Origin of the sequence: Sneathiella sp., from assembly GCF_047631475.1 — a bacterium.
Lineage (GTDB): Bacteria > Pseudomonadota > Alphaproteobacteria > Sneathiellales > Sneathiellaceae > Sneathiella.
Map to the genome: position 1 here is coordinate 24,581 of NZ_JBLHZT010000015.1, position 19,820 is coordinate 44,400.

Sequence of the window (19,820 nt, forward strand, 5' to 3'; positions counted from 1 at the left end):
CAACCCTGCCCTGCACCCATAAAAAAGGGCCGCAAAAGCAGCCCTTTTTCATAGTTTCGCAATAGAGTTATGCAACCAGTGTGGCTTCGGTTTTTTCCCGAACTTCGTCCATTGTGACATCCGGTGCAAGCTCAACCACTTTCAGACCGCCCTCGACGACATCGAAAACACCCAGTCCAGTGATAATCCGGTCAACAACAGCCTGCCCAGTAAGCGGCAATGTGCAGGATTTCAACAATTTGGATTCACCCGCTTTGTTCGCGTGATCCATGATAATCACAACCCGTTGGACACCGGCAACCAGATCCATCGCACCGCCCATACCTTTTACCAGTTTGCCTGGTATCATCCAGTTTGCCAGATCCCCTGTTTCTGAGACTTCCATGGCGCCCAGAATAGACAAGGCAATATGGCCACCGCGGATCATGGCAAAGCTATCGGCGGAGTTGAAGTAACTCGTACGGTCCATTTCTGTAATGGTTTGCTTGCCCGCATTGATCAAGTCAGCGTCAATTTCATCCTCTGTCGGAAAAGGGCCCATGCCAAGCATGCCATTTTCTGACTGAAGGGTGACATCCACACCTTCCGGAATATAGTTTGAGACGAGGGTCGGAATACCGATCCCCAAATTGACATAGGTGCCATCTTCGAGTTCCTGAGCGGCCCGCTCAGCCATTTGATTACGATCCCAAGGCATTATTCGTTCTCCTCTCAGGCAACCCGTGTGGTGCGTTGTTCAATCCGTTTTTCATGTTCCCCTTTCAGCAACCGCTGAACGTAAACACTTGGCGTATGAATGTTATCCGGATCCAATGAGCCGACCGGCAGCAGCTCTTCTACTTCTGCAACCGTTACTTTCCCGCAGGTTGCCGCAAGAGGGTTAAAGTTCCGCGCTGTTTTACGGTATACAAGATTACCCTGCTCGTCCCCTTTCCAGGCTTTTACGATCGCAAGGTCGGCAACAATACCCCGTTCCAAAACATAGGTAACGCCGTCAAATTCTTTCAGTTCCTTGCCTTCAGCAACCTGTGTGCCGACGCCCGTTTTCGTATAGAAACCCGGAATACCAGCGCCGCCAGCACGCATTCTTTCTGCAAGCGTTCCTTGCGGATTAAATTCCAGCTCCAATTCGCCGGAAAGATACTGACGCATAAACTCTGCGTTCTCACCAACGTATGAGGAAACCATTTTTTTTACCTGTTTGGTCTGCAACAGGACACCGAGACCAAAATCGTCAACACCGGCATTATTCGAATAGATGGTCAGATTTTTGACGCCTGAATCACGGATGGCCGCGATCAGGTTTTCTGGAATACCACAAAGTCCAAAACCGCCCGCTGCAATGGTCATCCCATCAAACAGCAGTCCCTCCAGCGCCGAACCTGCATCTGCATATTGTTTCTGTGCCATTAAATGCACCCTACCCTTTCCCTGTATAAAAGAGGTACCAGTTAAAAAAACTGGCAAGGTCGTTTTACCCGCCATCCGTAAATCCGGCAGACCTTGAATTCGGGGCTGATCATAGACAGAATGTCGAAGTCTGAAAACTCAAAAACCGCCTGACAGCGACGGAAAAATCATTTTTTTCGCAACTGCACAAAAATTTCAAGGGATTTCAAGACCTTTGGCGTAACCAAAGAATATTCAGGGCACTTAAAAACTTGAAACAAGGCGCAAAAACCGAGCGAAACTGATCCCATGGCAGAGACATTTCCTGCTGAATTTGGGCCAGTGTCTTTTCCCCGTCAATCATTGCCACGATTTGATCTGTTTTTAAAGGAACCGGTAATAACACCTCTTCCCCGTCAAAACTGATGGCGAACTCCTTCTTCCCTTTTAACGTCCCTGCAAACACTTTAGGGGGCACTCGATCTGCCAGAACAGGGACCATCGATGGCGCTATGGTTGCAATGGTGGAAGCCCCCGCCGATCGCTTCTTAACATAGAAAATATGGGTTTTCAGGCTTCCGCTCAGATTTTCTGCGAGCGCCGCCTTTTGCATTGTTGTTAAGGTTTTGATCCGTTTCAGAACATCTTTGTCTTTGATGAAGTTTGCCGGATCATATTTCACTGGTTCAATAAACGCGACGGGTTCCAGATCAGCCGAAGCCAGAAATTCTTCAATTTCCGGCACCAGATAGCTACGATCCCGCGGATGCAGCAAAAGATCAAAAAAGGCGGCATCCTCGCCCATCTTGTGATCGCCCACGAACGGATTGCGTACCAACCAATTGGTTTTCGGTAAGCCCGCCACCAGTTTTTTGGCGATCGAAAGCTGCTCCGTCAAGTCTTGATCGCCAACAAGGGTCCGAAGAGCCCGCTGAACATGATACACACCCGTCCGTCCCAAAGTCGCATACAGCATCAGGCCCATGCCGCCGCCTTCTTTCAGAACAGAAGCGAGGGCCGAAAGTCCCTCCTCCGGATGTTCCAAATGATGCAGAACACCGCAACAGTCAATATAGTCAAATGGCTCGAGGCCCATTTCAGGCAAATCAAGAAGTGAGGCAGTGTGATATTCGATATTGTCAAGGCCGCGAACTTCAGCCCGTTTTTCCACCACCGCCCGGCTCGCCGATGACAAATCAATATAGGTTACAGTACCGTGCGGGCCATAATCAGCAAGCTGTTGCGCCAGCATTATCACAGCATCTCCGGTACCGCCACCGGCAACAAGGGCCCGAAAAGGTTTAGAAAAATCCCGCGCCCCATTGAACAGATAATGGTTCACTTCCACTAGTTGGCTGGGGCTACCGGTGATCAATCGTGTGCGTTCCTCTTCAGGATCGCGGGGAGGATAGGGCAATTGTTCGTACTGCTGCTTTACAGCCTTATCCCTGCGTGTCCTCCCCTTGCTCACGGTAATCAGTCCTTTACTGTAATAATCACTTTACCCGTTGTCTTGCGTGACAACAGAGCTTTCATGGCGTCCGCGCCCTGCTCCAACGGGAAATGCGTGGAAACGTGCGGCTTGATTTTGCCTTCTTCCACCATTTTCAGCATTGCATTGAAATTGGCCCTGTTTTTCTCTGGCGTCCGGCGCGCAAACTCGCCCCAGAATACACCCATCACAGAACATCCCTTCAGCAATGCCAGATTTGTTTTCAGTTCAGCAATCCGACCCGACGCAAATCCAATCACCAAAAGGCGACCTTCCCAATTTATGCATCGCATGGACTGATCAAACGCATCACCGCCAACAGGATCATAAATTACGTCAGCGCCTTTGCCGTCTGTCAATTCCTTGACGCGATCCTTGATGCTTTCTGTTGAATAATTGATGACATGATCCGCACCATATTGACGGACGATATCCATTTTTTCGTCAGAACCAACGGTTCCGATCACCGTGGCACCCAGTGCCTTGCCCAGTTCGACTGCGTTCAAGCCAACACCGCCAGCGGCGCCATGAACAAGCAGAACCTCACCCGGCTTAATCTGTGCCCGGTCCACCAGACCGTGATAGGTCGTGCCATAAGTAACAGGAAAGCCAGCGGCCTGATCAAAGGGCATGCTGTCTGGAATGACATATGTGCCGTCTTCAGGGGCAACAACATATTCTGCGAAACCGCCAAAGCCATGATTGGCCATCACGCGATCCCCCACTTTGATGCTGGTTACGCCTTCACCGACTTCTGTTACGATACCGGATGATTCCATCCCCGGAGAGAACGGAAAAGCAGGCTTGAACTGATATTTACCTGCAATCATAAGCGTATCGGGGAAATTCAATCCAACAGAATGAATTTGAATTTTTACCGTTCCGGCTGAAACTGTCGGTTCAGCGATATCCTCCATTACCAAGATGTCTGGTTCGCCAAATTCTTTACAAACAAGTGCTTTCATCGTTTTCCCATTTTTTTTATGCCGACAAAGAAGTCGGGGGTTTATTGCGCTGCAAACAAATTAACCGTTAACTGATATCAAGGTCAATTCGAACCTTTTTGTTCGTCGGCCTGAACGTTCATATGACCCACAGTTATATTGTTCCAGTTTTTCTGAACTGGCTTAACAAAAGCGTCAATCTCTCGGTGCATTTCCTCAGTCATAACGCCCAGATCCTGCAAAATCTGTCCCAGCGCGACTTCGGCACCCCGTGTTGTACCGTCTATATTTTTCACGGCAACACCCAATCCAAGATTGGGAAGGGCCGCCAAATACACACCTTCTGCCCCTGTCTTTGCAACGACCGCCCCTTTGGCTGATCGATTAAGAGCCGTACAAAGACGATCTGAACCGGCGATCATTTCTGGTTCCGTTGCGATGGCATTCTGCAATCGGCGACAGGCAGCCGCGCGTTCGTCAGGCAGTCTTTCGGGGTTGGCGAAACGGGCAATAGCGAGGGCGGCCCCAGACAGCGGAATGCCTATCGTTGGGATGGAACAACCGTCAATCCCGACCGGAGCCTCCGCCAAATCCAGATCGGTAAAATCTTCCAGAACTTTAACAAGACGTTTCTGCACTGGGTGATCCAGATGGATATATCCCTTCAAATCTTCTCCCAGATGAAGCGCCGTTGTCAGAAAACCCGCATGTTTCCCGGAACAGTTATTATGGGCTGCAGTGGGCTTTTTTCCTTCTGCCGCCAGTGCATAAGCCGCCTCCGGAAATGTTGGCCAGTGGGCACCGCATTCCAGCGCGTCCAAGGTCAGGCCCATTTTTTGCAGCCAAGCCGTGACCGCGGCAACATGTATTGGTTCGCCCGTATGAGAGGCACAGGATAAAGACAGCTCCTTGTCCGTCAGGTCGAACGCATCCGCCGCCCCTGATTCAATTAACGGCACCGACTGAAGCAACTTGATCGCCGACCGTAAATAGACAGGTTTTTCCGTATTTCCCCACTTTTTCAAGATGTTTCCTGACGCATCGGATACAACAGCATTTACCATATGCTGACACTCAACCATCGGGCCTCGATAAACGTTGACCACAATTGGCGATTGGGTAGAAACTGTTGCAGAGTGCTTTTTCATCTGGATAATCCTGAATAGACATAATACCAAGAGCTGCACAGTATCCACTTTTGGGTTTGGAGTGAAGGAAATCATGAGCGCTAGAGGCTATTTTGGCATTGGCATTGAAGGTGTCAGCAAACCAATGAACGCAGGGAATCTGTTTCGAACGGCCAATGCGTTTGGCGGCAGTTTTGTTTTTACGGTCGGGGCAGAATATTCTGTCCGCAAAGCCAAGTCGGATACCAGTGTCGCTCCAAAAAGTATTCCCTGGTACGATTTCGATACCATTGAAGACATGAAGCTGCCTCGTCTTTGTAAAATTGTCGGTGTAGAATTGTTGGATGAAGCGGAAGAACTGCCCAGTTTTTTTCACCCCATCAATGCGGCCTACATCCTGGGACGCGAACGGGGTTCCCTTTCTCCTGCCATGCAAGAAAAATGTGACTATTTCATCAAAATTCCGACAAAATTCTGTTTGAATGTTGCAACTGCTGGCGCCATCGTTATGTATGACAGGATTGTCACGCATGGGCGATTTGCACAACGCCCGACAGGCGAACTCGGAAAGGCGATTGAATTGCCAGACCATGTACAGGGCAGACCGATCCAAAGGACGATCGACACCTAGAAGGAATGAAATGTCCCTTTTTGGGCGATCATTCGAAGGGAACAGAGCAAGCGGATAAAACCGTTTTGCAACATTGCTGGAAAAAACTGATAAAGGGCCTTATCCTGACGTCATGATTAAACTGAATTTGCATATACTGTCTCCGCTGGCCGCATTCTTGGTCATTTCCCTCACAACGCTGAGTGCTCAGGCACAAAGTACAGACCCAAGGGCTCTTGGCACTTTTAAAGATTGGCAGGCCTACACATGGCTCGAAGGTGGGAAAAAAGTGTGTTACATGCTTTCCCGGCCTAACAAATCGTTGCCGCAAAATGTTAAGCGCGGGGATATTTACCTGATGGTCACCTACCGACCAAAATCCCGCTCCAAAGAAGAAGTCAGCCACGTGACCGGATACACTTACAAAAACCGTTCTACTGTCGAGCTGGCAATTGGAAATCGAAAGTTCAAACTGGCGACAGATGCCGATGTCGCATGGGTGCCCGAAGGTGAAAGCGACGCCAAACTGATCTCCGCCATGCGAAGAGGGGCCAAGGTTATTGTGAAAGGTCGCTCCTCCCGCGGAACACTCACGACGGATAGTTATTCACTGCAGGGCTTTACAGCTGCGCATAAGCAGATTAGAAAAAGCTGCAGTTAAAGAGGGCTGAGCATTCGCCCCAATTTTTAGAAGTATTGTAGAGCTATGGAACATTTGATTCCGGATGTAGAGGCTGTTGACAGACAGCCCGAGCTTCTCGCCATCCGTAAAAACCTGGTCGGTTTGACCCGCAAGGAAATTGCGGCAGCCCTCGTTGAAGCCGGAGAAGCCGAGAAAGCCGCCAAAATGCGGGCTCGGCAGCTGTTTCACTGGCTCTATTATCGGGGTGCTGACAACTTCGATGACATGACATCCATCTCGAAAGAATTGCGGGCAAAATTGCCTGAAAATTTCACAGTGGACCGCCCTGAAATTACCAATTTACAGGAATCTGTTGACGGTACGCGCAAGTGGCTGGTCAAGTTTCCCGACGGTCAGGAAGTCGAATCAGTTCATATTCCTGAAGAAGATCGCGGTGCATTATGTGTGTCCAGTCAGGTCGGATGTACGCTGACCTGTAGTTTTTGTCATACCGGAACCATGAAACTTGTCCGTAATTTGACGGCCGGTGAAATCGTGTCCCAGATGATGATTGCCCGTGACACGTTAGGTGAATGGCCCAGCCCCAAGGGCAACCGCATGATTTCCAACATTGTCATGATGGGCATGGGTGAGCCGCTGCTGAATTATGAAAATGTGGCGAAGGCCCTGAATATTGTCATGGACGGCGAAGGGATCTCTTTATCCAAGCGTCGCATTACACTCTCCACCTCCGGCGTTGTCCCTAAGATTCATCAGTGCGGCGAAGAGCTGGGCGTGAATTTAGCGATATCATTACACGCGGTGACCGATGATGTTCGGGATATCCTTGTCCCGATCAACAAACGCTACCCGATCAAGGAACTGCTTCAAGCCTGCCGGGACTACCCCGCCAGCAACAACGCCCGCCGGATCACTTTCGAATATGTCATGCTAAATGGCATTAATGACAGCCCGGCCGATGCGCGTGAACTTGTCCGTCTACTGAAAGGGATCCCGGCAAAGGTAAACCTGATCCCGTTCAATCCTTGGCCGGGCAGCAATTATATCTGTTCCAGCAATAACGCTATTCACCGTTTTGCAAAAATCGTAAATGATGCCGGCTATTCCTCCCCTGTTCGCGTATCGCGGGGACAGGATATCATGGCCGCCTGCGGTCAGCTTAAATCCGCCAGCACCAAAGAACCTGCCTCTGCAAGACGCACAGCAAACGCGTAAAAAACACCCCTCTCCTCTTTCCCTTGCGAGAGGGGGATTTTTCGCCTATTTTGCGCGCTTCTGATAATTATCAAAATAGATTTCCATCGAAGGTACGCGTCATGTCACAAGACATCAAGAAAGTCGTATTGGCCTATTCTGGAGGCCTGGACACCTCTGTAATCCTGAAATGGTTACAGACAACTTATAACTGTGAAGTTGTCACTTTTACTGCCGATCTGGGGCAGGGTGAAGAACTTGAACCCGCCCGCCAGAAAGCCGAGCTTCTTGGTATCAAAGACATCTTTATCGACGATCTGCGAGAAGAATTTGTCCGTGACTTTGTTTTTCCAATGTTCCGTGCGAACGCTGTCTACGAAGGTCAATATCTGCTAGGCACGTCGATCGCCCGCCCGTTGATTTCAAAACGCCAGATCGAAATTGCCCGGGAAGTTGGCGCGGATGCCGTTGCGCATGGCGCCACAGGAAAAGGTAATGATCAAGTTCGCTTCGAACTGGGCTATTATGCCCTGAACCCGGATATCAAAGTGATTTCCCCTTGGCGCGAATGGGATTTGAATTCCAGAACCAAGTTAATTGATTTTGCAGAGAAGAACCAGATCCCTATTCCAAAAGACAAGCGCGGTGAAGCTCCTTTCTCGGTTGATGCCAACCTGCTGCATATTTCTGCTGAAGGAAAAGCACTGGAAGATCCGTGGGAAGAAGCCGCTGAATATGTCTATACTCGGACAGTTGCTCCTGAAGATGCGCCAGATACGCCCACTTATATCGAAATTGAGTATGAAAAAGGCGATCCGGTTGGCCTGGACGGAAAGCGCCTTAGCCCGGCGACCTTGCTGACAGCCTTGAATAAGCTTGCGGGCGACAATGGTATTGGACGCCTTGACCTTGTTGAGGGCCGGTTTGTTGGCATGAAATCTCGCGGTATCTATGAAACACCCGGCGGGACCATTATGCTCGAAGCCCATCGTGGCATCGAACAAATCACTTTGGACCGCGGCGCCATGCATCTGAAAGATGACATCATGCCGCGCTATGCCGAATTGATCTATAATGGACTTTGGTTCTCTCCTGAGCGGGAAATGCTTCAGGCTTTGATCGATAAGAGCCAGGAAAAAGTAAGTGGTGTGGTTCGTCTGAAACTGTTCAAGGGACGCGTCAGCGTTGTCGGAAGAAAGAGTAAATACTCTCTTTATTCCATGGAACATGTCACCTTTGAAGAAGACACCGTTTATGATCAGCGGGATGCAGAGGGCTTTATCAAACTGAATGCCTTACGCCTGCGTTTGCTCCATCGGCAAAAAGGCTAATCTCATTTGCCATTAAAAATTAAGGCGGCTGATCTTTCAGCCGCCTTTTTTATGTCTTGCTTTAACGGCCAAAAGGATCATCCGGATCCTCTTCAAAATCATGGACTTCTTCTACATATGGAATGTAGCGGTCCTTGATAAAAAGAATACCTGCAAAGCCGCCTCCTGCAAGCGCGCCAAACACTAAAACAGTGATAGCATCGGGAAACCAGCTTAAATCCCAGGACAGATTAAAAACACCAACGACAAAAAGAATGGCCGCCCCCGGCATTGCAATAAAGACAATTGCCAAAACAATCCCGGTCAATGCTCCCAATCCAACTGATTTGGAAAATTGGGCGACTAATTCAGGACTAAAGCGCACTTGTATCCCCTCTACACTTCCGGGACATCGACATTTGCGATCCGGCAGGCAGCCGTGATCGTATTTGCCAATAAGCAGGCGATCGTCATCGGGCCAACCCCGCCAGGGACAGGCGTAATCGCACCGGCCACTTCTTTCGCAGCTTCAAAATCCACATCCCCCACAAGTCGGGTTTTACCATCGTCTTTTGCAATTCTGTTAATACCAACATCAATAACCGTTGCGCCGGGCTTAACCCAATCGCCTTGAATCATTTTCGGGCGCCCCACGGCAGCAACCAGAATATCTGCGCCTCTGCAGACCTCTTCAAGATTTCGGGTTCGCGAATGAGCAATTGTCACGGTACAGTTTTCAGCAAGCAATAAGCTGGCCATTGGTTTACCGACGATATTAGAGCGGCCCACAACAACGGCATTTAGCCCGGAGAGGTCGCCTAATCGATCTTTCAACATCATGATGCAGCCAAGCGGCGTACAGGGAACCATAGCCGGCAATCCGACCGCCTGACGCCCCGTATTGATCACATGAAAGCCATCCACGTCTTTTTCCGGGTTAATGGCATCCAGAACAGCTGTTTCATCTACTTGGTCCGGTAAGGGCAATTGCACGAGAATACCGTGAATGTCCGGATCATCGTTCAGACGGTGAACCACAGCAAGAACCTCTTCCTGAGAAGTTGTTTCCGGCAGCCGAATTTCTTCGGATTTCATGCCCGCTTCAATCGTCGCTTTGTTTTTGTTACGAACATAGACATGACTTGCCGGATCTTCGCCCACAAGAACGACCGCCAGACCAGGCGTCAATCCCGCATTCTCTTTCAGATATTCGGTTTGTCGAGCGACCTTCGCCCGTACTTTTTCGGCAAATAATTTGCCATCAATGATTTCGGCCGTCATAGTCCTGTTTCTTTCATTGAACGGGTGCGAACAATCGCTGCAATGTCTTCTCCAGGCTGTCCGCATCGCCCTTAAGAAGAAGTGTTTTGTTTCTATCAGTTGCCCCAGACACCAAATCGATGTCACGCTGCGCAACGCCCAGATGTTTACTCAAAATTTTAATGAGAGCTTTGTTAGCCTTTCCTTTTTCAGGAACAACTGTCACAGCCACTTTCGCTCGCGTCAGTCCATCACCGGACTTTTCGACCCCCTGCAATCGATTGGAGGAGGCGCTCGGGCTTAACCTGACGCGCAAATTCAGCCCATCGGCATGACGGAACCAAGCTTTTTCATCAACCGTAGACAAAAAACTCATACATCAAATTCTGCAGGAAAATGAGCAGCAAAATCAGCACAATCGGAGAAATATCGATACCGCCGAACGCTGGGATTATCCTGCGGATGGGGCGCAAAACAGGCTCTGTTATTTTATAGAGGAATTCGCCGACAGTTGCGACAAACTGATTGCGGGCATTTACAACGTTGAATGCAACAAGCCAGCTTAAAATCGCATTGGCGATAAGGAGCCAGATAAATATCTGTATAATCGAGCTTACGAGAGTGACGACTGAAGCCATATTTCTACCTTGCTTGATAAGAACTCCCCTACATTTAGTCGTCCCTGCAGGGGAGAGCAAGACAAGTCTCACCATATTGCCTCAAAATATTGACCGAATGGCAATCTGGGCGGATTAAATCCTATTTTACAGTGCTTTTTACAACACGCCTGGATACTTCTTTTATCAATATTCCAGCGAAATCCGCTGCGGAAAGGGGATTGGTCTTATTTCCCAGCGCAGCCATCCGTATTTCAGGAACGGTTCCGCGACGCAGCGTCCTTTTACCAAACAATGTCATTTGAAGCGTTGTACTGCCCTTGGCAATCGAAACCTTATTGATAATCAACTTGCGCCCGCTTGGCATTTTCCCAGCAGATGCAACATAGGCAACGGCTGTTGAAACCAATGCTGATGTACTGAGTTTTTTTCCATTACTCTCAACAAACATTTTGTAGGGGCCGACATCCAATGACTTAATAATCAGTGGGCCGGACAAAACACTGACCGGATCATATTCAAATGTCACTTTTTCGACTTCAAAAAGGGGCGTATTGGCTGAGGTTTTTAAAACAAACCCCTCGATTATCCCGATCCCCTTCGCAATATTCAGTGAGGTCTCGCGGATCGAAACGGCACTACCGGAGGCACCTCCCCCCGTCTTAGCTACGCTCTCCTGTAACTCTTGGGTCACCACTTCGTTCGCGTAAAACGCACCTGCGATCAACATAGAGATGCCCAGAACGGCACCGCCCGATAAAACCAACCATTTCTTTGAAGTCATCTGCCTTCTCACTCCCTTTAACATCATTGATTGTCTCGATGTGGAAGTTGAGGGATTTAATTCAACATTAAATCAACTTAAGCGTTCATAATATCATACAAGGCTATGCTTTTCGGACCCAACGGTCCAGCGCACTGGAGGACAGAACGAATATTAGGACACCAGCCACCAGGCCGACACTGTTTGCTATAATATCACCTGTCTCAAAATACCGGCCTGTCATTGGCTGTATAAATTCAATGGCGATCCCTAGCAGAAAGGACAGGAAAATCATCATCCCTTTTTGTTGCCATCCTCTGCCCGCACTGACGGCTGCAATGGATAACGCCGCATAACCAATAAAGTGCTGAACTTTGTCGGATAAAATAGAAGGGACCTGTTCAACGGCCTGGATTGGGATCAAGGATCCAATAATAATCGTCAGGGCCAATCCGCACCAACAAATGAAGCCAGCGATTTTCATGGGTGTATATCCGCGTCCATTCCTGAATACCTGTTGTGACATTGCCACACATTTCTTATCATCGTTAACCGTTAGTGCATATAATTTGGTTAGGCTTCTTATACCGGTACATATAGGGGGAAGCATCATTCTTTTGTCCAAGATGCAAATGAACGGACCTCCGTGATCTACCGATTGTGTAAATGAGCGAAGAAAACGGCCAGAAATGAACAGACCAGAAAAACTTGCAGCAACTAACAAATTTGACGCTCCTGCAACAGGCTATCCTGTTTCAGCGCCAGTCTTAAGTGGATTGTTCAGTTTTCTGGATATCTTCTTTTTGATCCTCGCAGGTGCCCTCGCGTATAAATGGATTGTTGGAAATCCTCTTTATATGAGAGAGATCTATTCGTTCGCTATTGCGTTTATCGGCCTTGCCTATTTCTTTGTTGGCCGTTTTGCCGGGATTTATTCGTTTGCCGCCCTTTTGAACCCTTTTAGAAATGCCTCCAAGCTTGGCGTGACGTGTTTGACTGTTTTCCTTCTTCTTCTTGCAATCGCTTTTACGCTCAGGATTTCTGATAGCTACTCTCGCATCTGGCTTTACAGCTTCACCGCTATGGCCTTCTCTTTTGTCTTTGCCTATCGCCTCTTGGCAGCGTTCATTCTTTCTTCGAATGTCCAGCACGGACGCTTTAACCGCAACGTTGTCATTTTTGGGTCCGGTGAACAGGCCTCACGGTTGATCAAACAACTAAGTCAAGGCCAGCATAATTTTTACAGGATTATCGGGGTTTTCGACGACCGACAAACCCGAACAGGGGATCTGGGCGAGGGATACACTATTTCAGGAAACATGAAGGATCTGAAAAAACTCGTCCGTCAGCAGGACGTGGATGATGTTATTGTTGCTCTCCCGTGGAATGCGGATGATCGGCAGGTAGGTATCGTACAACAATTGCGTGAGCTTCCCTGCCATGTTCACCTGGTTTCAGATTTGGTCGGGTTTCGTTTTCCCAATAAACCGTCCCCTTCTCATTTTGGCAACCTACCCATGATCGAAGTAATTGACTCTCCTGTCTCTGGTTGGGGAAGCGTCCTGAAGTGGCTTGAAGACCGGATTTTGAGCAGTCTTCTCCTGTTAATCTTCATGCCGGTCCTTATTTGCATCGCCGTGGCCATAAAACTGGAAAGCAAAGGTCCGGTATTGTTCAAACAAAAACGATACGGCTACAACAATCAGATATTCGAAATTTATAAATTTCGCTCCATGTACGTAGAAGAGAGAACACCGGACGTTACGCAACAGGCGACCAAAAATGATCCTCGTATTACCAAGGTGGGTCGTTTTATCCGACGAACCAGTCTTGATGAGTTACCTCAATTATTGAACGTCTTTCTTGGCTCAATGTCTCTGGTGGGCCCCCGCCCTCATGCGATCGATCACAATGAAGAATATTCGGTTCTTATTGATGGTTACTTTACCCGCCACAAAGTTAAACCCGGTATTACAGGTTGGGCACAAGTAAACGGGTTGCGTGGTGAAACCGATACCCTAGAAAAAATGGAAGCGCGTGTAGAACACGATACCTACTATTGTGAGCATTGGTCTTTACTGTTTGATGTCCAGATCTTGATAATGACTGCCTTCGTTGGGTTTATTAATAAAAATGCGTACTAATCGCAAGAAAACCGAACCCATCGAATAGATTTTCAACAAAATGATTCTTTTTTCGACAATCTTAATTACCATTCGCACCTTCTTCACTCGCTTGGCGATTATATTTTTTAACTTTCGGTGATAAAAAGAGAAAATTAACCTTAACAGCCCGAATTCACAGACAAATTTAGCTATTTATTTACTTCTTATTAATGTTTTTGCTGGGCGGGCGCCCTCTACAGGCGTAAATTAATAGAACCGAATATTACATCGGATTGGTGAGGGGCCAAAAATTTAAGACAACTGATGCCACTCCCCAGGATATAAAAGCAGCTCAACAGAAGGCCTGCACCAACCAGTGAATAAGTTCCTGCATTGTGCAGAATTTATTCAATCACAAGACTGAGCAGGAGTAAGCAGAATGAAAAGATTTTTGAGATTAACACTAATAAGTACGTTCGCCGGCTTATTTAGCATTGGAATGGCCAATGCTGCCACATTTGACTATGCCGCAATCGCTGATGCCCCTCCTGGCGAGATGGGCGGGCAACCTCTAATTCATAGTGATGGTGGTATCACAGTTGAAGCAAGGGGATATCTATCCGGCGCTCCAACCGCAGCCTACCTGGATTCCGGTAGCGCCGGCATGGGCGTTTGTAGCACGGGACTGACAGGAACTCTTCAATGCGTCTCTCCAAGTGATGACAATGTGACGTCTGATGAAACATTGGAACTTACATTCAATAAAATCGTAACGATCGATTCAATAGCGTTTGCTGACAGTGTTCACGGTACAGCCGGTCTGGTCGGTGGCGTCCTTGCCCTCACAATCGATGGTTCCCCAATCTTGGGCGGCATGTCTCTCGATCCTGCTGACTGGGGCTTGTTTGCGGGACTGACAGGTACAGTTTTTGAGTTTTCATACGTGGACACTCAATTCTATCTTGAAGCGATCACAGTGAGTGCTGTTCCGCTGCCACCTGCCCTCCTATTATTTGGTGCTGCCCTTGCAGGACTTGGTTGGATTGGCCGCAGAAGAAAGCAATCTTAAGAGACAGGAAAACCTTCTCTTAAACAGCAAACCTACAATGGTTCGAAAAGAAGGCCTCGATTTTTCGAGGCCTTTTGTTTTTCAGCCTGATTGTGCACTTTTTCTTTACTATTGCGGGTTTAATTTGAGAACGTGTATTGTGCGTTTTTTACTTTTATTCGTTTTCGGCTAAAAACTCTGATTATTCATAAAGTTATTTTATGGTGGGGTCATTAAGCTGATAGTCGTTTTGTTTTGGTTATTGATTGCGTTATAGACGCTAATCGAAACATTAAGTACTTCAAAAAACAACCATTAATAACAGTTAGAAAATCAGGCATGACAACTGATACTTACGAGCAAGAAGAACAAGCTTCTCCGCTAGATCTAAATCAAATTCTAGCAATTGCAAAGCGTCGCTTCTTTTACTTTCTAATCCCTGTGGTAATTGCAGGAAGCATAGTTGTGGCAATCGCTTTTCTCCTGCCACCAAGGTACGAATCCTATGCGACGGTTCTTGTCGAATCTCAACAGATACCCGTCGAGTTTGTTCAATCGACTGTTACGTCAGATCCAAATCAGCGCATCACTGTAATAAAACAACGGGTTATGACACGTACCAACTTACTCAGAATTGTTGACAAATATAATGTTTTTGCTGAAGAGCGGAAAAGGCTATCGGTCACCAAATTAATTGAGGAAATGCAGCGCTTGGTTAGTGTCGACGTCATAACGGCTGAAAATGGCCAAGGACGGCGAGGCGCAACGACCATTGCCTTTCGTCTCTCTTTTCAGCATGAAAACCCTCAAACCGCCACAAAAGTCGCCAACGAACTGGTAACATTATTTCTGAGCGAAAACGTGAAAACCCGCACGGAAAGAGCAAGTGAAACTACAGAATTCCTGGAACAAGAGGCTCAGAAACTAAAAGAGCAAATGATAATCGCTGAAGCCGCCATCTCAAATTACAAGCAATTACATAGAGATAATTTACCAGAGCACCTGAATCTGCGCCTTAGTCGTCTGGAAAGAATTCAAGCTGAAATTAAAGCTTTAGAACAACAATTGATCAATTTGAGAGAAGAGCGCCGATATTTAGATGTTGAAATGGCAAGCGCTGAAGCAGGAGAAGACCCTTCAGCAGGCTCACAATCAGTCGTCAGCGACACTGAAAAAGAACTAAATCTTCTTAAGGATGCCCTTACAACAGCGTCAGTAAAATTGACCGACGCACATCCGGATATTAAAGCACTGAAACGTCGGATTGGGATGCTTGAAAAGAAACTTGAAGATGAGCTCTCTACTAGTCAAGAAGACAATGATATAGATCGAAAAGCGGCAAAATCCACAAACCCCAAAATTCAGCGTTTGTTGGACAGACTACAAATTCGGATATCAAGCAACACAGCAAGTATTCAAAAATTTGAAAAGGATTTGACGGAATTAAGGGCCAAAGCATCGGAAATCGAAGAACGCGTTCTGAAAACTCCTGAAGTAGAAAGAGAGCTTATAACACTCGCCCGCAATCACCGCGAAATCTTTGAAAAATATTCAGAGCTCCAGGCGAAACAAGGGAAAGCCCAACTCGCCCAAAATCTGGAAGAAGAAAAGAAGGCTGAGCGTTTTATTCTTTTAGAACCACCCGTAACCCCAACCGAACCTGTATGGCCTGATAGGCTAAAGATTTTCGGGATCGGCGGCTTCTTGGCCATCGCGAGCGGGATCGGCACTGCGCTATTGGTCGAGCTGGTAGACAAGCGAATAAGAACAGCGTCTGAATTGGAGACGCTGTTAAAGCGCCCTCCTCTGGTTTCAATCCCTTATATTCAGACCCATCGGGACGTTCAGAAAAAACGATATCGATATGGCATGGTCTTGCTGGTCCCCACATTGATGGGACTTGGCGTCTTGGCCGCCATACATGTTTTGTACAAACCTTTAGACGTGCTCTTTTATCGCGTTTGGGTTTATCTTGAAAAACTTAACCTTTTGCCATTTTAAGAGGCCGCAATGGAACGCATCAAAGAAGCAATTTCAAAGGCCCGAAATTCACAAGGCCTAAAAGAACAAATCAAAAGCCGGGCTCAGGTCGATATTCATCGCGATGAGCTCAACAACGATGAGATAACGTATCAGGAAACAAAGGTTGTCCAATTGGACACCAAACACCTTGAGAATAACCGGATCGTCACCTTTGACAGTGAAGATCCAGACTCCGTAGCCTTCGATATTCTGCGCACCCAGATATTGACCAAGATGAAAGAAAACAACTGGCGCACTCTGGCAATTACCAGTCCGACGCCTGAATGTGGCAAAACCGTTGTTGCGCTTAATCTTGCAATGAGCATCGCCAAACAAACCGAGCATACAGCCCTCCTCGTTGATTTTGACCTTCGCAAACCGCGCATATCTCAATATTTAGGGTTACCTGCCGGAAAGTCCCTATTCGATTTTCTGGAAAACAAGGCTGAAATAAAAGACGTCCTTGTTAATCCAGGCCTGCCGAGATTAGTTGTTTTGCCAAACACAACCCCTGTCAGAAATGCAGCGGAAACGCTCACCTCTCGCCGAATAAAATCTATGGTGACAGACTTAAGAGATCGTTATGAAAGCCGGGTCATTATTTTTGACCTTCCCCCGCTCATGGCTGCTGACGATGCGATGGCGTTTCTCCCTCAGGTTGATTGCGTTCTTTTGATTGTGGCAAGCGACGAGTCAACCCCGGCCGAAATCAAAGAAAGTAGACGACAACTGCAATCGTCTAATTTGATTGGTGTTGTCTTAAATAAATCTCACGAAAAACAATCTCACTACTATTAACCATCACGATAAAACTACAATCAGAAGATTTATCCTGCCAAAATAATAGTGTAGCATGGCGTACCCGTCATTATTGGAAGGCAAACGGCTGTGACAAATATTGTGGAAGCGAGCTCAATGCGGTTTGATGTACCCAAAATTCTGTTGGCACTCACTGTGCTTCTGGCTCTCGCCTTTTACGCTCCAGATGCTGAATTGCTTTGGACTTCGTGGATGGAATTGGAAGAGTTCAGTCACGGCCCTTTAATGCTGGTTGTTTCCTTCTTTCTTTTATGGAAACGCAAGGAATTATTAAATACACCGGATAACAAAGGTCGCTTCGTAGGTGTGGCAATTGTTTTCTTCTCAATTGTCATTTATGGCCTGGCAATCAAGGCGGGCATCCAAAATGCCCGTCACTTAAGCATTCTGGCACTTTTGTTTGGTTTATTTCTGACATTTGGCGGCTTTAATTATGCCCGCTATGTTTTCCCAGCCCTTATTCTTTTACCATTCGTTGTTCCGCCCCCCAGTTTCCTGAACTCAAACCTTTCCTATGGACTTCAGCTTTTTTCAACAGATGTCAGTGTCTTTTCACTCCGCGCCATTGGCGTAACAGTCTTTCAAGATGGCAATATCATTGATCTGGGTGAAATGAAATTGGAAGTCGCCGAGGCGTGCAGCGGGTTGCGCTACCTCTATCCTATGGTTGGGTTGGGGGCCCTTTCAGGCATGCTGTTCGATATTGCGCTCTGGAAAAGAGGACTTTTTCTTGTTCTCGCCGCCGCCATATCGATCGTTATGAATAGTGTTCGAATTTTCCTGACCGGCGCTTTCGTTGAATTTACGGATATGGGCGTTTCTGAAGGCTTTTTCCATCTGTTTGAAGGATGGGTCTTCTTCCTGATTTCTTTTGTCCTCGTTCTGGGAGCTTGCTGGCTGACCCTGACAAAAAAAGAAAAATCAACGGTCGGAAATGGTGTTCTGAATGTCCGCAATATCAGAAAGCCTTCTGAAGAACCAAAGCTAACGGCCCCTATTTATGGCGCTGTTATTTTATGTATTGCTTTGGTCCCGCTTACGGTTTACCTGAGAAACCTTGAGCCAACCATTCCTGAGCGTACCAGCTTCGCAAGTTTCCCTTTGAAAATCGGAGACCTGATAGCCGAAGAGGATCAAATCCCGGGCATCGAAGCAGAAGTTCTGCAAATGAGTGATTATTTTCTGGGCCATTACAGGGAAGCAAACCTTCCTGCAATTTCACTCTTTATTGGTTATTATGATCAACAATCGGCAGGGCGCACCCCACACTCTCCCCGGGTCTGCATTCCGTCCGGAGGCTGGGAAATCAGAGACCTTCAGACAATCGAATTAATGAAGGATGGCAATCCTGTCCCTGTTAATCGGGTTCTGATTGGCAAAGGGGAACAACGGCTTCTCGTCTATTATTGGTTCCAGCAACGCGGAAAATTTATTGCCAACGAATATGCTGCAAAATTCAACCTTTTACTGGGCGGACTAACCTCCTCTCGAACAGATGGTGCGCTTGTGCGATTATCCATGCCGATCTCATCTACGATGTCTGAGATTGTCGCGGATAAACGTCTGGAAGAATTTTCGAAAAATTTATTCCCGGTTCTGCCGAAATATATACCTGATTCTTGACGGAGAAAATAATGGATATCACCCGGATTGCAGCATTCTCCTCCCAGAATAATGGCGGCAACCCGGCAGGAGTGGCAATGTTTGAAACACTGCCCTACGCTATGGAAATGCAAAAAATAGCTGCGGAAATCGGGTATTCGGAAACCGCCTTTCTTGAACCTCTGGCAGAGGGATGGCGCATTCGGTATTTTGCCCCCGAACAGGAGGTTGCCTTTTGTGGTCACGCAACCATCGCCAGTGCCGCCGAATTGGGTCGGCGTTATGGTGCGGGCACCTATCATCTTCATCTAAATGATGCACAGATCTCGGTTGATGCTTTCAAATCAAAGACGGGCGAATGGTCGGCCTCCTTAAATAGTCCGCCGACCTGGTCGACATTGGTCTCGTTCGATGAGTTTAAAACGGTGTTGGAAAATTTTAGGATCTCACCCACGGATATGGACGCTCGTTTCCCGCTTGCTTTGGCAGGGGCAGGAGCGCGCCATCTGATGATCGGCCTTGCAGACCACGAAAAACTCAAAACCATGTCCTATGATTTTGATATTATTAAAAATATCATGATTGAACGCGATTTGACCACGTTGAACCTTTTCTATTGTGAAAGTAACACCGTTTTTCATAGCCGAAACCCCTTTGCGTTTGGTGGGGTTTACGAAGACCCTGCAACAGGTGCCGCCGCGGCGGCTTTGGGTGGCTATTTAAGGGATGCCCGTTTTATCAAAGAAGAAACAGCCATAACCGTTCATCAGGGCGTTGACATGGGCAGCCCCTCACTTCTTCAAGTCCATATCGGTAAAGACAAAGGGCAATCAGTAACAGTATCGGGCGAAACCCGTGTTATTGAATAAACGGTG

The 19,820-nt window shown here is 47.5% G+C and carries 21 protein-coding genes; 10 read left to right on the top strand and 11 right to left on the bottom strand.

What is annotated here, in order from left to right:
- Window positions 1-67: 67 nt before the first annotated feature.
- The 5 genes from ACJAYR_RS08260 to ACJAYR_RS08280 form a co-directional block, all read right to left on the bottom strand.
- The gene (locus tag ACJAYR_RS08260) at window positions 68-697 is read right to left on the bottom strand and encodes a CoA transferase subunit B (RefSeq protein ID WP_169546240.1); all 630 of its coding nucleotides are present in this window, start codon (window positions 695-697) and stop codon (window positions 68-70) included.
- Between the two features lie 14 nt (window positions 698-711).
- Window positions 712-1,410 (bottom strand): CoA transferase subunit A, encoded by a 699-nt coding sequence (locus ACJAYR_RS08265; protein WP_415236160.1) that lies wholly within the window; start codon window positions 1,408-1,410, stop codon window positions 712-714.
- Between the two features lie 205 nt (window positions 1,411-1,615).
- The gene (locus ACJAYR_RS08270; protein WP_415236161.1) at window positions 1,616-2,860 is read right to left on the bottom strand and encodes a class I SAM-dependent methyltransferase; all 1,245 of its coding nucleotides are present in this window, start codon (window positions 2,858-2,860) and stop codon (window positions 1,616-1,618) included.
- Between the two features lie 5 nt (window positions 2,861-2,865).
- The gene (locus tag ACJAYR_RS08275) at window positions 2,866-3,846 is read right to left on the bottom strand and encodes an NADPH:quinone oxidoreductase family protein (RefSeq protein ID WP_415236162.1); all 981 of its coding nucleotides are present in this window, start codon (window positions 3,844-3,846) and stop codon (window positions 2,866-2,868) included.
- A gap of 83 nt (window positions 3,847-3,929) precedes the next feature.
- Window positions 3,930-4,973, bottom strand: a complete 1,044-nt coding sequence (locus ACJAYR_RS08280; protein WP_415236163.1) for an asparaginase — start codon at window positions 4,971-4,973, stop codon at window positions 3,930-3,932.
- Between the two features lie 73 nt (window positions 4,974-5,046).
- Between ACJAYR_RS08280 and ACJAYR_RS08285 the strand changes: the two genes are divergently transcribed.
- From ACJAYR_RS08285 to ACJAYR_RS08300, 4 genes are all read left to right on the top strand, one after another.
- Complete coding sequence (locus tag ACJAYR_RS08285; protein ID WP_415236164.1) at window positions 5,047-5,583, top strand: RNA methyltransferase; 537 nt, start codon at window positions 5,047-5,049, stop codon at window positions 5,581-5,583.
- A 112-nt stretch (window positions 5,584-5,695) separates the two neighbouring features.
- Window positions 5,696-6,223 carry an invasion associated locus B family protein gene (locus ACJAYR_RS08290; RefSeq protein WP_415236165.1) on the top strand — a complete coding sequence of 176 codons (528 nt, stop codon included), beginning with the start codon at window positions 5,696-5,698 and terminating at the stop codon, window positions 6,221-6,223.
- Window positions 6,224-6,268: 45 nt separating this feature from the next.
- Window positions 6,269-7,420, top strand: a complete 1,152-nt coding sequence (rlmN, locus tag ACJAYR_RS08295) for a 23S rRNA (adenine(2503)-C(2))-methyltransferase RlmN (RefSeq protein WP_415236166.1) — start codon at window positions 6,269-6,271, stop codon at window positions 7,418-7,420.
- Window positions 7,421-7,521: 101 nt separating this feature from the next.
- On the top strand, window positions 7,522-8,730 hold the full coding sequence (locus tag ACJAYR_RS08300) for an argininosuccinate synthase (protein WP_169546232.1): 1,209 nt from the start codon (window positions 7,522-7,524) through the stop codon (window positions 8,728-8,730).
- 61 nt (window positions 8,731-8,791) lie between these two features.
- On the opposite strand, the gene ACJAYR_RS08305 is transcribed toward ACJAYR_RS08300, so the two are convergent.
- From ACJAYR_RS08305 to ACJAYR_RS08330, 6 genes are all read right to left on the bottom strand, one after another.
- On the bottom strand, window positions 8,792-9,094 hold the full coding sequence (locus ACJAYR_RS08305) for a hypothetical protein (RefSeq protein ID WP_415236167.1): 303 nt from the start codon (window positions 9,092-9,094) through the stop codon (window positions 8,792-8,794).
- An 11-nt stretch (window positions 9,095-9,105) separates the two neighbouring features.
- Window positions 9,106-9,990, bottom strand: a complete 885-nt coding sequence (gene folD, locus ACJAYR_RS08310) for a bifunctional methylenetetrahydrofolate dehydrogenase/methenyltetrahydrofolate cyclohydrolase FolD (protein WP_415236168.1) — start codon at window positions 9,988-9,990, stop codon at window positions 9,106-9,108.
- Between the two features lie 13 nt (window positions 9,991-10,003).
- A complete protein-coding gene (locus ACJAYR_RS08315; protein ID WP_415236169.1) occupies window positions 10,004-10,345 on the bottom strand; it encodes a DUF167 family protein in 342 nt (113 codons plus the stop codon).
- Window positions 10,323-10,607 (bottom strand): YggT family protein, encoded by a 285-nt coding sequence (locus ACJAYR_RS08320; RefSeq protein WP_415236170.1) that lies wholly within the window; start codon window positions 10,605-10,607, stop codon window positions 10,323-10,325. Before ACJAYR_RS08320 ends, ACJAYR_RS08315 begins: the two co-directional genes overlap by 23 nt.
- 121 nt (window positions 10,608-10,728) lie before the next feature.
- A complete protein-coding gene (locus ACJAYR_RS08325) occupies window positions 10,729-11,370 on the bottom strand; it encodes a hypothetical protein (RefSeq protein ID WP_415236171.1) in 642 nt (213 codons plus the stop codon).
- A 103-nt stretch (window positions 11,371-11,473) separates the two neighbouring features.
- A complete protein-coding gene (locus ACJAYR_RS08330; RefSeq protein ID WP_415236172.1) occupies window positions 11,474-11,833 on the bottom strand; it encodes a VanZ family protein in 360 nt (119 codons plus the stop codon).
- Window positions 11,834-12,038: 205 nt separating this feature from the next.
- On the opposite strand from ACJAYR_RS08330, the gene ACJAYR_RS08335 reads away from it, so the two are divergent.
- The 6 genes from ACJAYR_RS08335 to ACJAYR_RS08360 all read left to right on the top strand — a co-directional run bounded on the left by ACJAYR_RS08335 (window position 12,039) and on the right by ACJAYR_RS08360 (window position 19,814).
- Window positions 12,039-13,493, top strand: a complete 1,455-nt coding sequence (locus ACJAYR_RS08335; RefSeq protein ID WP_415236173.1) for an undecaprenyl-phosphate glucose phosphotransferase — start codon at window positions 12,039-12,041, stop codon at window positions 13,491-13,493.
- Window positions 13,494-13,893: 400 nt separating this feature from the next.
- Complete coding sequence (locus ACJAYR_RS08340) at window positions 13,894-14,523, top strand: hypothetical protein (RefSeq protein WP_415236174.1); 630 nt, start codon at window positions 13,894-13,896, stop codon at window positions 14,521-14,523.
- Window positions 14,524-14,841: 318 nt separating this feature from the next.
- The gene (locus ACJAYR_RS08345) at window positions 14,842-16,503 is read left to right on the top strand and encodes a GumC family protein (RefSeq protein WP_415236175.1); all 1,662 of its coding nucleotides are present in this window, start codon (window positions 14,842-14,844) and stop codon (window positions 16,501-16,503) included.
- 9 nt (window positions 16,504-16,512) lie between these two features.
- Complete coding sequence (locus ACJAYR_RS08350; RefSeq protein ID WP_415236176.1) at window positions 16,513-17,322, top strand: CpsD/CapB family tyrosine-protein kinase; 810 nt, start codon at window positions 16,513-16,515, stop codon at window positions 17,320-17,322.
- Window positions 17,323-17,412: 90 nt separating this feature from the next.
- Entirely contained in the window at window positions 17,413-18,966 is a 1,554-nt protein-coding gene (gene xrtD, locus ACJAYR_RS08355; RefSeq protein ID WP_415236177.1) for a VPLPA-CTERM-specific exosortase XrtD, read from the top strand.
- 11 nt (window positions 18,967-18,977) lie between these two features.
- On the top strand, window positions 18,978-19,814 hold the full coding sequence (locus tag ACJAYR_RS08360; RefSeq protein ID WP_415236178.1) for a PhzF family phenazine biosynthesis protein: 837 nt from the start codon (window positions 18,978-18,980) through the stop codon (window positions 19,812-19,814).
- The last annotated feature ends 6 nt before the right edge of the window (window positions 19,815-19,820 follow it).

Coding starts and splice junctions, on each gene's coding strand:
- ACJAYR_RS08300 (WP_169546232.1), top strand. CDS start 7,522: ATGTCACAAGACATCAAGAAAGTCGTATTGGCCTATTCTGGAGGCCTG.
- ACJAYR_RS08330 (WP_415236172.1), bottom strand. CDS start 11,833: ATGAAAATCGCTGGCTTCATTTGTTGGTGCGGATTGGCCCTGACGATT.
- ACJAYR_RS08320 (WP_415236170.1), bottom strand. CDS start 10,607: ATGGCTTCAGTCGTCACTCTCGTAAGCTCGATTATACAGATATTTATC.
- ACJAYR_RS08260 (WP_169546240.1), bottom strand. CDS start 697: ATGCCTTGGGATCGTAATCAAATGGCTGAGCGGGCCGCTCAGGAACTC.
- ACJAYR_RS08325 (WP_415236171.1), bottom strand. CDS start 11,370: ATGACTTCAAAGAAATGGTTGGTTTTATCGGGCGGTGCCGTTCTGGGC.
- ACJAYR_RS08275 (WP_415236162.1), bottom strand. CDS start 3,846: ATGAAAGCACTTGTTTGTAAAGAATTTGGCGAACCAGACATCTTGGTA.
- ACJAYR_RS08265 (WP_415236160.1), bottom strand. CDS start 1,410: ATGGCACAGAAACAATATGCAGATGCAGGTTCGGCGCTGGAGGGACTG.
- folD (WP_415236168.1), bottom strand. CDS start 9,990: ATGACGGCCGAAATCATTGATGGCAAATTATTTGCCGAAAAAGTACGG.
- ACJAYR_RS08335 (WP_415236173.1), top strand. CDS start 12,039: ATGAACAGACCAGAAAAACTTGCAGCAACTAACAAATTTGACGCTCCT.
- ACJAYR_RS08315 (WP_415236169.1), bottom strand. CDS start 10,345: ATGAGTTTTTTGTCTACGGTTGATGAAAAAGCTTGGTTCCGTCATGCC.
- rlmN (WP_415236166.1), top strand. CDS start 6,269: ATGGAACATTTGATTCCGGATGTAGAGGCTGTTGACAGACAGCCCGAG.
- ACJAYR_RS08360 (WP_415236178.1), top strand. CDS start 18,978: ATGGATATCACCCGGATTGCAGCATTCTCCTCCCAGAATAATGGCGGC.
- ACJAYR_RS08280 (WP_415236163.1), bottom strand. CDS start 4,973: ATGAAAAAGCACTCTGCAACAGTTTCTACCCAATCGCCAATTGTGGTC.
- ACJAYR_RS08285 (WP_415236164.1), top strand. CDS start 5,047: ATGAGCGCTAGAGGCTATTTTGGCATTGGCATTGAAGGTGTCAGCAAA.
- ACJAYR_RS08290 (WP_415236165.1), top strand. CDS start 5,696: ATGATTAAACTGAATTTGCATATACTGTCTCCGCTGGCCGCATTCTTG.
- ACJAYR_RS08340 (WP_415236174.1), top strand. CDS start 13,894: ATGAAAAGATTTTTGAGATTAACACTAATAAGTACGTTCGCCGGCTTA.
- ACJAYR_RS08345 (WP_415236175.1), top strand. CDS start 14,842: ATGACAACTGATACTTACGAGCAAGAAGAACAAGCTTCTCCGCTAGAT.
- ACJAYR_RS08350 (WP_415236176.1), top strand. CDS start 16,513: ATGGAACGCATCAAAGAAGCAATTTCAAAGGCCCGAAATTCACAAGGC.